A 13,748-nucleotide genomic window follows, 5' to 3' on the forward strand; every position below is an offset into this window, starting at 1 on the left:
CAGGAAACCTTAGGCATACGGTGGAGGGGATTCTCACCCCTCTTTCGCTACTCATACCGGCATTCTCACTTCTAAGCGCTCCACCAGTCCTTCCGGTCTGACTTCACTGCACTTAGAACGCTCTCCTACCATTGTTCTAAAAGAACAATCCACAGCTTCGGTGATACGTTTAGCCCCGGTACATTTTCGGCGCAGAGTCACTCGACCAGTGAGCTATTACGCACTCTTTAAATGGTGGCTGCTTCTAAGCCAACATCCTGGTTGTCTGGGCAACTCCACATCCTTTTCCACTTAACGTATACTTTGGGACCTTAGCTGGTGGTCTGGGCTGTTTCCCTCTTGACTACGGATCTTATCACTCGCAGTCTGACTCCTGAATATAAGTCTTTGGCATTCGGAGTTTGACTGAATTCGGTAACCCGTTGGGGGCCCCTAGTCCAATCAGTGCTCTACCTCCAAGACTCTAAATTCAAGGCTAGCCCTAAAGCTATTTCGGAGAGAACCAGCTATCTCCAAGTTCGATTGGAATTTCTCCGCTACCCACACCTCATCCCCGCACTTTTCAACGTGCGTGGGTTCGGGCCTCCATTCAGTGTTACCTGAACTTCACCCTGGACATGGGTAGATCACCTGGTTTCGGGTCTACAACCACGTACTCATGCGCCCTATTTAAGACTCGCTTTCGCTGCGGCTCCGTCTTATCAACTTAACCTTGCACGTGATCGTAACTCGCCGGTTCATTCTACAAAAGGCACGCCATCACCCTGATATTTTCCGAAGGAAAAATCATAGGGCTCTGACTACTTGTAGGCACACGGTTTCAGGATCTCTTTCACTCCCCTTCCGGGGTGCTTTTCACCTTTCCCTCACGGTACTGGTTCACTATCGGTCACTAGGGAGTATTTAGCCTTGGGAGATGGTCCTCCCTGCTTCCGACGGGATTTCTCGTGTCCCGCCGTACTCAGGATCCACTCTAGAGAGAACGAAGTTTCGACTACAGGGCTGTTACCTTCTGTGGCTGACCTTTCCAGATCACTTCATCTACCTCGTTCTTTTGTAACTCCGTACAGAGTGTCCTACAACCCCAAGAGGCAAGCCTCTTGGTTTGGGCTATTTTCCGTTTCGCTCGCCGCTACTCAGGAAATCGCGTTTGCTTTCTCTTCCTCCGGGTACTTAGATGTTTCAGTTCCCCGGGTTTACCTTCAACTACCCTATGAATTCAGGTAGAGATACTACTCCATTACGAGCAGTGGGTTTCCCCATTCGGAAATCTTCGGATCAAAGCTTACTTACAGCTCCCCGAAGCATATCGGTGTTAGTCCCGTCCTTCATCGGCTCCTAGTGCCAAGGCATCCACCGTGCGCCCTTACTAACTTAACCTAAGTTAAAGTCGTAAAAACTTTACAGTTTATTACTTTGGTTTTAATTCTTAATGAATGTCTTGTTACGTTATCTAGTTTTCAAGGTACGAATTCTAATAGAAGGAAAGTTCCTTCAAAACTGACCACAATAAATCAAGCGTCTTTTTATGAATCTCATAAGAGATTCAGTTTCCTTAGAAAGGAGGTGATCCAGCCGCACCTTCCGATACGGCTACCTTGTTACGACTTCACCCCAATCATCTGTCCCACCTTAGGCGGCTGGCTCCTAGATGAAACAAGTTTCATCTTAGGTTACCCCACCGACTTCGGGTGTTACAAACTCTCGTGGTGTGACGGGCGGTGTGTACAAGGCCCGGGAACGTATTCACCGCGGCATGCTGATCCGCGATTACTAGCGATTCCAGCTTCATGCAGGCGAGTTGCAGCCTGCAATCCGAACTGAGAATGGTTTTATGGGATTCGCTTAACCTCGCGGTTTTGCTGCCCTTTGTACCATCCATTGTAGCACGTGTGTAGCCCAGGTCATAAGGGGCATGATGATTTGACGTCATCCCCACCTTCCTCCGGTTTGTCACCGGCAGTCACCTTAGAGTGCCCAACTGAATGCTGGCAACTAAGATCAAGGGTTGCGCTCGTTGCGGGACTTAACCCAACATCTCACGACACGAGCTGACGACAACCATGCACCACCTGTCACCTTTGTCCCCGAAGGGAAAACTCTATCTCTAGAGCGGTCATAGGGATGTCAAGACCTGGTAAGGTTCTTCGCGTTGCTTCGAATTAAACCACATGCTCCACCGCTTGTGCGGGCCCCCGTCAATTCCTTTGAGTTTCAGTCTTGCGACCGTACTCCCCAGGCGGAGTGCTTAATGCGTTTGCTGCAGCACTAAGGGGCGGAAACCCCCTAACACTTAGCACTCATCGTTTACGGCGTGGACTACCAGGGTATCTAATCCTGTTCGCTCCCCACGCTTTCGCTCCTCAGCGTCAGTTACAGACCAGAGAGTCGCCTTCGCCACTGGTGTTCCTCCACATCTCTACGCATTTCACCGCTACACGTGGAATTCCACTCTCCTCTTCTGCACTCAAGTCTCCCAGTTTCCAATGACCCTCCCCGGTTGAGCCGGGGGCTTTCACATCAGACTTAAAAGACCGCCTGCGAGCGCTTTACGCCCAATAATTCCGGATAACGCTTGCCACCTACGTATTACCGCGGCTGCTGGCACGTAGTTAGCCGTGGCTTTCTGGTTAAGTACCGTCAAGGTACGAGCAGTTACTCTCGTACTTGTTCTTCCTTAACAACAGAACTTTACGACCCGAAGGCCTTCATCGTTCACGCGGCGTTGCTCCGTCAGACTTTCGTCCATTGCGGAAGATTCCCTACTGCTGCCTCCCGTAGGAGTCTGGGCCGTGTCTCAGTCCCAGTGTGGCCGATCACCCTCTCAGGTCGGCTACGCATCGTTGCCTTGGTGAGCCGTTACCTCACCAACTAGCTAATGCGCCGCGGGCCCATCTGTAAGTGATAGCCGAAACCATCTTTTAATAGAGAACCATGAGGTTCTTTATATTATCCGGTATTAGCTCCGGTTTCCCGAAGTTATCCCAGTCTTACAGGCAGGTTGCCCACGTGTTACTCACCCGTCCGCCGCTAATTAAAGGAAGCAAGCTTCCTTTAATCCGCTCGACTTGCATGTATTAGGCACGCCGCCAGCGTTCATCCTGAGCCAGGATCAAACTCTCCAATAAGAGATATTTGATTGCTCAAATAAAAATTTAAAACTAGATTAAACGTTGACGCTTGTTTATTGTGTTCAGTTTTCAAAGAACTTTTTTGAAGCAGAGTTATAATATATCATTTATCAATATTATTGTCAAATATTTTTTTAATATAATAATTAGCACTTCATTTGTTACCACCTACAAAACATTGTCTTGTTGGCGACTTAGACATCATACCATTTTAACTTCATAGAAGTCAACATGGTTTAAAAAGGTAATAATATCCACGCTAAATTGATCAAACCACAACCATAGGAATAATGAATAGTATCTTGCATTAAAAGAAAACATAAAAGATGTAAATAAAATAGAAAGAAGAGGAGATACGAATGAAACAACTAAAAATGTTGCTTGCAGCTTCTATCTTTTTATTCGTTATTACTTCTTCTCCATTAAGTAGTTATGCTATTTCTGCAAATGGAGCTATTTTAATGGAACAGCATTCGGGAAGAGTTTTATACGAAAAAAATGCCCATACGCCAATGCGAATTGCAAGTATCACAAAAATCATGACTGCTATATTAGCGATAGAATCAGGAAAATTAAATGAAACAGTTACGATCAGCAATAAAGCTGCAGGAACTGAAGGGTCTTCTCTATATCTTTTACCAGGAGAAAAAGCAAAACTCGAGGATTTAGTTTACGGTCTAATGTTGCGGTCAGGCAATGACTCTGCCGTAGCAATTGCTGAACATGTAGGAGGCAACTTGGAATCTTTCGTAAAAATGATGAATCAAAAAGCCAAAGAATTAGGAATGGAACAAACAATTTTCGCTAACCCACATGGTTTAGATGATCATGAAAATCATTATTCTTCAGCTTATGACATGGCCCTTGTTACTCAATATGCAATGAAAAATGAAACTTACGCAATTATAGCCGGCACCAAATCACACACAGCAAAATCTCTGAGTGAGCATGGCACTGTCACTTGGCAAAATAAAAACAGATTGTTAACCCAGTTGTACCCCTATTGTACAGGGGGGAAAACAGGTTATACACAAAGAGCAAAACGGACTTTAGTTACGACGGCCACTAAAGATAACCTTGATCTAATTGCTGTAACAATCAATGATCGAAATGATTGGAAGGACCACATGAGATTGTATGATCAAGCATTTAGTGAATATGAACTTGTGGATATTTTAAAGAAAGATCAAATTCCTAATCTGTTAGATGATTATTTTACAGACAACTTATTAGTAAAAGAAGATTTTATGTATCCCCTAAAACGTGAAGAAAAAGAAGCTCTTTCTCTTAAGGCTCATTTTATAAATCCTTCAAAAAAACAGGCTGAAGGAAAAGCTGCTATTAAAATAGGTGAGATCGATATTTATATGAAGGAAGACGTTATAGGTGAAGTTCCGCTTTATTTTAATAATATATTACCGAAAGAGCCTAAAAGTTGGTGGGATAAGCTTAAAGATGCTTTTTAACAGGAGAATCATTTATTAAAGTAAGCTACCCCCAATAGGTCAGCTATAGTTGTTCTCTACACTCACGCAACAATCTCCTCTTAGCTAAATGTATTTAAATAAACTTTCGTTTGTAAGTTAATGACTGTATTCCGTTTTACAAAGCTGTCCCTAGATAGGACGGCTTTTTTTCTTTTAGCATTGAAAAGTTTTTGTGATAAAAGTTCACTGTCATTCGCCTTCATACATATACTTATATAAATTAGTAAAATACGCAAATACACAGAAAAATCTTCTGAGAAGAAAGGGTCAGTCCTATGCTATTGACATATGTTGCCATTGCCGTTGCTCTTTTCTTTGCAATGAATATTGGTGCAAGCGGCACCGCGGCTTCAATGGGCGCACCTTATGGTTCGGGTGCGATTAAGAATAAACGGTTAGCATTGCTTTTAGTTGCAATATCTGCATTTCTAGGAGCTGTTATAGGTGGTGGAGAAGTTGTAAATACGATTGGAAAAGGAATCATTCCTACTGATATATTAACTGTAAATGTTGTAGTTATTATACTTACGGGAGCCACTTTCACATTATTTCTTTCCAATCTAATGGGTATCCCACTCTCCACAAGTGAGGTAACTGTAGGTTCTATTGTTGGTGTTGGAGCAGCCTATCATGCCGTTTATACTAGTAAATTAATAGTTATTATATCTTTTTGGGTAATCATCCCCATACTTTCATTTTTAATTACCCTCATTTTGGGGAGATTGATAAACTATGCCGAAAATCGTTGGACACATTTAAAAGGACATGGAAAATGGGCAAAGTGGTTATCTATTCTTCTTATCATAGGTGGTTGCTTTGAGGCATTTTCAGCTGGGATGAACAATGTAGCTAATTCGATTGGTCCACTGGTAGGGGCTGAAATTCTTACTGCTAGTACGGGAATTATGATTGGCGCAATTTTCACTGCGATTGGAGCCCTTACATTAGGGAGTAAAGTATTAGAAACGAACGGGAAAAAGATTACAAAGCTTTCATTGCTTCAAGGAAGTGCTGTCTCTTTTACAGGGGGAGGACTTGTCGTGATTGCATCCCTCTTTGGCCTTCCTATCCCTCTTACACAGGTAACCACCTGTGGCATTTTAGGTGTGGGCACAGCCAAAGATGGATTAAAAGTTTTACAGAAGGATGTAATTAAACGAATTGCAATGGTTTGGGTCATTTCTCCACTTGCATCTTTAGTTGTTTCCTATTCTTTAATTAATCTCTTTGCAGTATTTAATTTATACAATCTACTAGTCATCTTTAGTACATTAATTGCAACGATAGGATCTATCTATTTATTAAAGCTTGTAAGAAAAGAAAAGCGTAACCTTAATAATGATAAAGCCTAAAACAGTTAAACTGCCAAAGCAGTTTAACTGTTTTTTTAAGCTTTTACCTTTTCATATATGGTTTGTAAAACATATAGGATGATTGATTTTAGCAAAAATAATAAAGATAGCTGATATTTCTTTAAATGAACAAGGGTAGCAATCCCTCTTTTTGTAAACCAATTAATCAGCACATATGTAAAGAATGAAGCTACAACAAAATTCAGGAGGATAAACCTTATTGGTTTTCCAAATGCAAACTTCATAATCCATAAGGTTCCAATGAAAAAAGGACCAGCTATTAAAGGGACCTCAGGTATAAAGTAAGGTGGTAGCTTTTCATAGAACACCCACCACTTTCTTTTTTTAGCTATGAGACCTTCAAGCGCAACCAAGATTCCCATAAAAATAGCGGCAGGATAGAATCTTTTAAATGTCTTTTTTTTCATGAGTGGTAGTGACAGCCATGGTAGCAGAGTCAATATGATCAGAATTAATTTATTGGTTCTCATTTTATCCTTCCCTTTACTTTTCTGTGTTGCACAAAATTGATTTAAAGCTATTCTTCCAAATATAGTATAGTTTTATTTATGAAATTTCCCGGAATAAAAAATAGAGATGAAAGAGTTGGTTCACTCCCTCACCTAAATAGCTCTTATTTAACAGATTTCAACATTTCCATCATCATTTCCTTATCCATCGGTCCGATAATCTTTTTTGCGATAATACCATTTGAATCAATAATATAACTAGTTGGAATCGTATAGGCTTTATATTCATCCCCTACTTCACCTGTTTGATCAAGTAGGATAGGAAAGGTGATATTGTAATCCTCCGCAAATTCTTTTACAGCTCCTTCTTTACGTTCCGAGTGAAAAAGATTCACGGCTAAAATTTCAACGGACTCACCCATCTCATCATAAAATGACTGCATATGAGGCATTTCAGCTTTACATGGTGGACACCATGTTGCCCAAAAATTAAGAATGATTTTCTTTCCTCTCAAATCTGATAACTTTTGTGACTTCCCATCTAAATCGTCTAATTGAAAATCAGGGGCTTGATTTCCTTGTTCAACCCCAATTTCTACTATTGTATTACTAACTGGGACTTCATCCTGTCTGACTTCATTCTTCGCATCATACATTCCCCACCCAGCAAGAATAACAAGTCCCAATATAACAACAACTCGCTTAAACAATTTGCCTCACTCCATTTCATCGTCTCTGTCCCATAAAAAAAGAGAAACAATAATCACGCCTATTGAAAACCCATTTTCTATAATTAAAAAACCTCTTCCCGTCATTAAAGCGATAATCATTTGATAAAAAGAAAATATGATGAGAGTGGTAAATATATTTTTTATAGATATTGTTCTCCATCTTAGTAATAACCAACCTAAAATGAATAATGCAGTAAATCCAAGGAGTAAATGATATAAGTTATTCACAATTAATAGCAACCCAGACATAACATTGTATAACCCTACCGTCGCAAAGGAACATGTAATGGCAATAAATAATATTTCCGATATAGAAATTACCTTTTTCCTAAGTTGAAAAAAAGTGATGATATAAACGAATAAGATAGCAATTACCAACCCCTTAGACCCACCTGTAAAATATAAGAGTGATAATGGACTATCTATAATAAGTTTGGGCTCAAAAATAGTTAAACTAGCTTTCCAAATAAACAAACCTAAGATCACATTCCCTGAAATAATATCAAAAATTACTTTCCTAAGATCTTTTTTATAAAAAGTAAGCCAAAACCAAATTAAAATCAGACTTAAAAAAATAGAAATGCCTAAATTAAACCACTTTGTTAACATCGCAAAAGAGCCTATTTGAATGACAGTCATGAAATTCCCCTCCCAAAAAACTACCCCTAAGGGTATAAAAACAAGCAAATAAAAAGGGTTTTCACCCTCATTTGTTATCCTGTTATCTACTTTTCACAAGAAGTTCAACAGCTTCTTTCACTAATTGTTCAGTATTCTCTCCATTTTCTTTCGCCTTTTGAACACATTCAACTAAATTCGAACTAACAATCACACCGATAGTTCGATCAATAGCGGTTCTCGCTGCTGAAAGTTGAGTAATAACATCTCGACAATCTTTATCTTCTTCCATCATTCGTAAAATACCTCTCAACTGTCCTTCAATTCGCTTTACTCTATTTTTCATCTGATCATTATAGTCCATAATCGAAACCTCTTTCCTTGCTACCTGTTCATTCATTCAATAATAATACCCGCTCTGGTATGAAGTCAACTGATGAAACAAATTATTAATTCCTTAGAAATCCTTGCTAGCCTGATGAACCTTTTTAGTCAAACAACTAAAATCAGTACTCGAACCGTAAAGATAGATACTCTTCGACTTCAGTTACTTTATCCACATATCCACTCTTATTCTTTACGATTTCATTTTACGTTCACTAGTAATTTATTGTTGATGATAGCTATGTTATTTAACACTTTCTTTTTTCAAGTATTGTTCTATTAATTGATTCAACCTCTTTAACTGAAAAGCATATTCATACACAGCAAACCCTACTGCCAACATTCGCAGTTTATGGTCACTATCAGTTTCCTCACCATTCAAGAGTGTACTCAAAAATCCCTTTAACTCTTGTTCATGACTTTTGACGGTATCATCAGCTTTAATTTTCCCTTCGTATTTTAATAAATAATACTCATGGGACTTAATTAATTGTTCAAGATATGTATCAAATTGTTTGTCTTCATTTTCATTTGCGTCACTCTGAAAGTAATGCTCTTCAATAAGTTCTAATACTTTCTCTCCTTGTTTTAGTGCTTTTAGCATTTGTTTAAAGACGACGATTTCTCTCACATTTAAACGATTGACCTTCGACATCTTCGCCCGCTCTTCATCAAACATCTTGTATTGTTCCTCAAGCTTTTGAATGTCCTTTTGAAGGTTCTTCCAGTTATCTGAAAATGTTTTTTCTGTTAATTCATCAGATATGGCGGTCCTTAGAAGTAAAGACAATTTATTAAAAGCTTCCTTTGATTTTTCATAATAATTAACCTTAAATTTAGGGGGCAATATTAGTAAATTTACAGCAAAGCCTGAAAGCATTCCAATCATAATGATATTAAAACGATTTAACGCAAATAACCAATCTTTATCACCAGGAGCACTCATGATCGCTAAAACTGTAACCATTGTGAGTGATATGACATTTGCCTCCATTTTAAATTTCACACAAACTAAAATAACAATAATTAAGATGAGACCAATGATAACAGGATTATTCCCAATAAAGGAGAGGGCAAACAAAGCGATGATAGCTCCTATTGTATTAGTAATAATTTGATCTAGCATTTGTCTCCATGTTTTATAAATTGAAGGTTGGATGGTAAAAATAGCTGCCACTCCAGCAAACACAGCTGGTTCAAGCTCAAAGTATATACAAATAAATAATGAAATGGTTACAGCAATCCCTGTTTTTAATGCTCTTGGACCTAATGTAATCAATTAAAACAAGCCTCCGTTAATGTATTCAAAGAATCTTTCTAATTATAAATAAAATGGGTCAAATGTTTTTGCTCGATGTTGTCTTTTTTCAGTAATTCTTGCTTATCAAGACTGGAAGATTGACCTGTCCTCTCAATTTTAATATATAACAACTACAGATAGAAGTTAAATTTCACAATATACATCACCATAAAATAAATCAATTTTTTTTGATTAAGTGGTTGACACATGAAAATTTTGGATATATATTTAATATATCAAAAATAATTGATTAATGAATATCCTACTTCGATTAGACCTGCTAATTTTTTTATACATAAAATCAATTTTTTTTGATTAAAAAATTAAAGGAGAGATTAATTTGTATTTTCAGGATATTGAAAGAATAGCTAAATTTAAACGTGAGGAAATGGAACAAGAAGCATTACATTATCGAATGGCCAAAAATCTTAAGAATAACGCAAACAAATCATTTAAAGCCCCAAAATTTCTTGTAGTAAAAGAAACTTCTAAAAACTTACATTGTTGTGTTGAGTGCTAATATAAGGAGCGATTATGATGTGGACGGAATTAGTTAAAAGTTTTTTGTTTATAGCTATAGAACTAACAATCCTTTTTATTGTTATTTCATTTGTAATCAGTCTTCTCCAAGGGTATATTCCTTATGAGAAAATTGAAAAGAAGTTATCTGGGGGCAATAAGATCATCGCCGCTTTTGCTGCAATCTTATTCGCATTCATTACACCTTTTTGTTCGTGCTCAACCATACCTGTCGTGGTTAACATGCTTAAAAAAAAGATGCCATTCGGTATCGTAATGATCTTCTTATTCGCCTCACCAGTGCTTGACCCAACAATTCTAACCATTATGGGAGTTGTTCTTGGTTGGAAAGTGACGATCATATATACGGTTCTAACAACTGTTTTTTCGATCATTATTGGTTTCACATTAGAACAGTTAGGGTTTGAAAGATATGTTAAGAACATAGTAATGAAAGGCTATGAAGAACAGAATACAAAATTCAATCTGAAATTAGCATTTAAAGAAACTGTAGACCTAATGAAAAGCGTTTATCCATATTTATTACTTGGCGCTGCAATTGGTGCAATTATCCACGGCTTGGTCCCAACAGAATGGATATCAAGTGTTTTTGGTAGAGATAACTGGTGGTTAATCCCAATCGCTGCAATTGTCGGAATTCCTTTATATATACGTCTATCAAGCATGATCCCAATCTCACAAATCTTAATTATGAAAGGCATGGCACTAGGTCCTGTAATGGCGATGATGATTAGTTCAGCCGGTGCTAGTTTACCAGAAGTGATTCTCTTAAAATCAATTTTCAAGAAAGAATTAGTGATTACTTTTATCCTTTCAGTCGTCACTATGTCAACTATTTCGGGGTTTATCTTTTATTTAATATAATTTTTGATGATTTTGATTTAAAGCAGGGATAGCAATTCAAGTGAACCTGCCTCCTTTAGAAAAAGTCTTACTATTAAAAAGAATGGAGAGGATAATATGTTTAGTTTATTCAAGAAGAATAGTAATAAAAGTTGTTGTAACATCACGTTTGAGGAAGTAAAGGATGATTGCTGTCAGACTGAACAAGATCAGGCTTGTTGTGGTGAGGATGAAGTACAAAATGAAGATTCTTGTTGCGATGCTAATCATAACTGAGATTAAAAAGGGGTAACATTATGACTGTTAATCGTGGTGGAGCACTTTCAAAAGAATACTTTCTTGCTTATTTGCATCTTATCATTAACACGAGAAGCTGTTCAGTGGAAAAGGCGAGAGATGTTGCGTTTGATTTATTTTTTAAACAAGATGAAAAACGATTTGGCTTACCTACTTACACTCAGTTCCAAGCAGCTTATGACGAACTGAATCACTGATATTAAGGGCAGACTATAAATCTGTCCTTTTTCTTACTATCTATCCTGAATAGTCAGGTTTGAAGATACACCTTCTTGGGGCAAATGATCATAGAGAGTCTATGATTCACTTTCTCCTTGTTTCATAGGAAAGGTAACGAAAGATGTGCTTTGATTCCCTTTGTCGGAGAAATTACACAGGAAAGGGAACGAAAGGAGCGCTTTGATTCCCTTTGTCGGAGAAAATACACAGGAAAGGGAACGAAAGGAGCGCTTTGATTCCCTTTGTCGGAGGAAATACACAGGAAAGGGAACGAAAGGAGTGCTTTGATTCCCTTTGTCGGAGGAAATACACAGGAAAGGGAACGAAAGGAGCGCTTTGATTCCCTTTGTTGGAGAAAATACACAGGAAAGGGAACGAAAGGAGTGCTTTCAATTCCCTTAGTCGGAGAAAATACACAGGAAAGGGAACGAAAGGAACGCTTTGATTCCCTTTGTCGGAGAAAATACACTGGAAAGGTAACGAAAGATGTGCTTTGATTCCCTTTGTCGGAGAAAATACACTGGAAAGGGCACGAAAGGAGCGCTTTCAATTCCCTTTGTCGGAGAAAATACACAGGAAAGGGAACGAAAGGAGCGCTTTGATTCCCTTTGTCGGAGAAAATACACTGGAAAGGGAACGAAAGGAGCGCTTTGATTCCCTTTGTCGGAGGAAATACATAGGAAAGGTAACGAAAGGAGCGCTTTCAATTCCCTTAGTCGGAGAACATGCGCTCAGGAAACTGAATCATAGAGGGCCTATGATTCAGTTTCTCCTTGCTTTCGCCTCCGCAACTGGATCACAGAGGATAAGGACCTCTCATCCTCCATGGATACAAATACTCGTATGCAGCAACTATCCTAGATGTCCAAACAGCCTTTTTCTATAAAATAATAAAATAAAAAACGAACATGGTCATTAATCCGAATGGCACTCCAATGAGAGCCCATTCTTTACTTGTGATTTGAAGTTTACTTGCTGCAATAATGTTAGGTATGTTACCCGGGATTAACATCCCTCCACTAATTAATAATCCCATTAAAATCGCTTTTATCGTTACCTGCTCCATACTTGGACTTATTTCTGCTGCTGTTAGTGTAGCATTATCTAGAATTGCAGATATTATATTTACCCAATAAAGCACCCCTGAATCTAGGGTTAACAAATAACGATCAATCAATGGCTGAAAAGCCGAACCTAAAAATGTAAGACCCATAACAAAGAAATATATCTTTAACGTCCTTGTAAGGATTTCTTCATACCCTTCACTTTCACCTCGGTTTAAGACCGACTGATGATTCGTTGGTTTTTTTACAACTAGGGCTCCGATTATTCCAAAAACCAAAATTGCTCCAAAAACCTCCGAACCTATCAATCTCAATAAATAGAAGTCATCAACTCCCAGTTTGCTAATTGCAATCGTCGACAATGGTTCGCCGATAGGTGTAAGTGCAGCACCTAGACCTATTGAAAAACAAGTGAGGACAACAAATTTAATTTGTGACTTTCGTTCAAGTTCAATACTATTCACAATAAGTACCATAACTAATGCTGATATGATAGCTGTAATTAGACTTGCTATAATGCCTAGCAAAATAATTGTCACAGCAATAAAAAGTCTGAATGGCATGTATTCACTGACTTTTAGAATGCTTTTTTGTAGTGGTGAATGAAACCATTTAAACAATAACCCTGCAACGAACACAGCAAGGGTAATTTTTATCGGATTAAATGCAGCTTTTAGAAATAAATGCCCATCTAATACTCCAAGAAATATTGCAGCTAGAAGTCCCATGGTAAATAAAAATAATTCAAGATTGGTTTCAACCTTTTCAACGAACAAAGGTAATAGTAATACTAGCAAAAAGATAATGAAGCCTATAAGCACTTTAACCACTCCATCTTATTCAAGATATCTACATGTATATGCAATGACGTGGACAATCTTGCCAAGATTATACATAGCTAACCCGTTCGCTTGGGAGGGAGAAAATACGAAATAACACGCATTTAGAGATGAAACTACCACGCTAATTTCGGTAATATATCAACGTTTCATAGGTGGTTTTAGAGGTCTTAGCATAGGATTAGCACACTAATTAACACAGAATATAGCAGCGTACATTAATTTTTGTACTTCTGCTAAATGAGCCGCTAATTTGGTTGTAAAAAAAAATTTTTTAATACTGATTCGCTTTAATTATTTACGAGAATATTAGGAATATGCTATTCCTATCGATAAGCTTATTCAACTCAGTTATGTGGGTGGAATAAGTAAGTCAGGGATATGTAGTAGACATATAACTGCACAGTAAATAGAAATAAAGAGAAAAATTTCCCTTAACTCATAAATAGCATGTAAAATAACGTAAATAGGTG

General features: G+C 38.1%; 12 protein-coding genes and 2 rRNA genes (1 of these 14 only partly in view). 6 read left to right on the forward strand and 8 right to left on the reverse strand.

The window, feature by feature from the left end:
- Both BK579_RS21495 and BK579_RS21500 read right to left on the reverse strand, forming a co-directional pair.
- Window positions 1-1,380: ribosomal RNA gene (locus tag BK579_RS21495) — 23S ribosomal RNA — on the reverse strand; it reaches 1,574 nt to the left of the window's first position.
- Window positions 1,381-1,559: 179 nt separating this feature from the next.
- Window positions 1,560-3,128, reverse strand: a 16S ribosomal RNA gene (locus tag BK579_RS21500).
- Together the 16S and 23S rRNA genes form the textbook arrangement of a ribosomal RNA operon.
- Before the next feature lie 362 nt (window positions 3,129-3,490).
- Here BK579_RS21500 and BK579_RS21505 point away from each other — a divergent pair.
- Together BK579_RS21505 and BK579_RS21510 are read left to right on the forward strand one after the other, a co-directional pair.
- Window positions 3,491-4,597, forward strand: a complete 1,107-nt coding sequence (locus BK579_RS21505; protein ID WP_078549088.1) for a D-alanyl-D-alanine carboxypeptidase family protein — start codon at window positions 3,491-3,493, stop codon at window positions 4,595-4,597.
- A 296-nt stretch (window positions 4,598-4,893) separates the two neighbouring features.
- Window positions 4,894-5,970, forward strand: coding sequence for an inorganic phosphate transporter (locus tag BK579_RS21510; RefSeq protein WP_078549090.1), 1,077 nt, complete (start codon window positions 4,894-4,896; stop codon window positions 5,968-5,970).
- A gap of 35 nt (window positions 5,971-6,005) precedes the next feature.
- Here the strand turns inward: BK579_RS21510 and BK579_RS21515 are convergent, their stop codons facing one another.
- The 5 genes from BK579_RS21515 to BK579_RS21535 form a co-directional block, all read right to left on the reverse strand.
- Entirely contained in the window at window positions 6,006-6,461 is a 456-nt protein-coding gene (locus BK579_RS21515; RefSeq protein ID WP_078549092.1) for a hypothetical protein, read from the reverse strand.
- Window positions 6,462-6,604: 143 nt separating this feature from the next.
- Window positions 6,605-7,150, reverse strand: a complete 546-nt coding sequence (locus BK579_RS21520) for a redoxin domain-containing protein (protein ID WP_078549094.1) — start codon at window positions 7,148-7,150, stop codon at window positions 6,605-6,607.
- 6 nt (window positions 7,151-7,156) lie between these two features.
- Window positions 7,157-7,810 carry a hypothetical protein gene (locus BK579_RS21525; RefSeq protein ID WP_078549096.1) on the reverse strand — a complete coding sequence of 218 codons (654 nt, stop codon included), beginning with the start codon at window positions 7,808-7,810 and terminating at the stop codon, window positions 7,157-7,159.
- 82 nt (window positions 7,811-7,892) lie between these two features.
- Window positions 7,893-8,153, reverse strand: coding sequence for a metal-sensitive transcriptional regulator (locus BK579_RS21530; RefSeq protein WP_078549098.1), 261 nt, complete (start codon window positions 8,151-8,153; stop codon window positions 7,893-7,895).
- A 264-nt stretch (window positions 8,154-8,417) separates the two neighbouring features.
- Window positions 8,418-9,452 (reverse strand): FUSC family protein, encoded by a 1,035-nt coding sequence (locus tag BK579_RS21535; protein WP_235848503.1) that lies wholly within the window; start codon window positions 9,450-9,452, stop codon window positions 8,418-8,420.
- Between the two features lie 361 nt (window positions 9,453-9,813).
- On the opposite strand from BK579_RS21535, the gene BK579_RS21540 reads away from it, so the two are divergent.
- From BK579_RS21540 to BK579_RS21550, 4 genes are all read left to right on the forward strand, one after another.
- Window positions 9,814-9,993, forward strand: a complete 180-nt coding sequence (locus tag BK579_RS21540) for a hypothetical protein (protein WP_078549099.1) — start codon at window positions 9,814-9,816, stop codon at window positions 9,991-9,993.
- A 17-nt stretch (window positions 9,994-10,010) separates the two neighbouring features.
- Entirely contained in the window at window positions 10,011-10,877 is an 867-nt protein-coding gene (locus BK579_RS21545) for a permease (protein ID WP_078549101.1), read from the forward strand.
- Between the two features lie 96 nt (window positions 10,878-10,973).
- Entirely contained in the window at window positions 10,974-11,132 is a 159-nt protein-coding gene (locus BK579_RS25865) for a hypothetical protein (RefSeq protein WP_169891218.1), read from the forward strand.
- Window positions 11,133-11,152: 20 nt separating this feature from the next.
- Window positions 11,153-11,350, forward strand: coding sequence for a hypothetical protein (locus BK579_RS21550; RefSeq protein WP_078549103.1), 198 nt, complete (start codon window positions 11,153-11,155; stop codon window positions 11,348-11,350).
- Window positions 11,351-12,252: 902 nt separating this feature from the next.
- Here the strand turns inward: BK579_RS21550 and BK579_RS21565 are convergent.
- Window positions 12,253-13,266, reverse strand: coding sequence for a DUF1646 family protein (locus BK579_RS21565; RefSeq protein ID WP_078549109.1), 1,014 nt, complete (start codon window positions 13,264-13,266; stop codon window positions 12,253-12,255).
- Between the last annotated feature and the right edge of the window lie 482 nt (window positions 13,267-13,748).

Source organism: Litchfieldia alkalitelluris (genome assembly GCF_002019645.1).
GTDB lineage: Bacteria > Bacillota > Bacilli > Bacillales > Bacillaceae_L > Litchfieldia > Litchfieldia alkalitelluris.

Bases quoted from the DNA above. Each gene is read 5' to 3' on its own strand.
- BK579_RS21505 (WP_078549088.1), top strand. From the start codon at position 3,491: ATGAAACAACTAAAAATGTTGCTTGCAGCTTCTATCTTTTTATTCGTT.
- BK579_RS21510 (WP_078549090.1), top strand. From the start codon at position 4,894: ATGCTATTGACATATGTTGCCATTGCCGTTGCTCTTTTCTTTGCAATG.
- BK579_RS21515 (WP_078549092.1), bottom strand. From the start codon at position 6,461: ATGAGAACCAATAAATTAATTCTGATCATATTGACTCTGCTACCATGG.
- BK579_RS21525 (WP_078549096.1), bottom strand. From the start codon at position 7,810: ATGACTGTCATTCAAATAGGCTCTTTTGCGATGTTAACAAAGTGGTTT.
- BK579_RS21530 (WP_078549098.1), bottom strand. From the start codon at position 8,153: ATGGACTATAATGATCAGATGAAAAATAGAGTAAAGCGAATTGAAGGA.
- BK579_RS21545 (WP_078549101.1), top strand. From the start codon at position 10,011: ATGTGGACGGAATTAGTTAAAAGTTTTTTGTTTATAGCTATAGAACTA.
- BK579_RS25865 (WP_169891218.1), top strand. From the start codon at position 10,974: ATGTTTAGTTTATTCAAGAAGAATAGTAATAAAAGTTGTTGTAACATC.
- BK579_RS21550 (WP_078549103.1), top strand. From the start codon at position 11,153: ATGACTGTTAATCGTGGTGGAGCACTTTCAAAAGAATACTTTCTTGCT.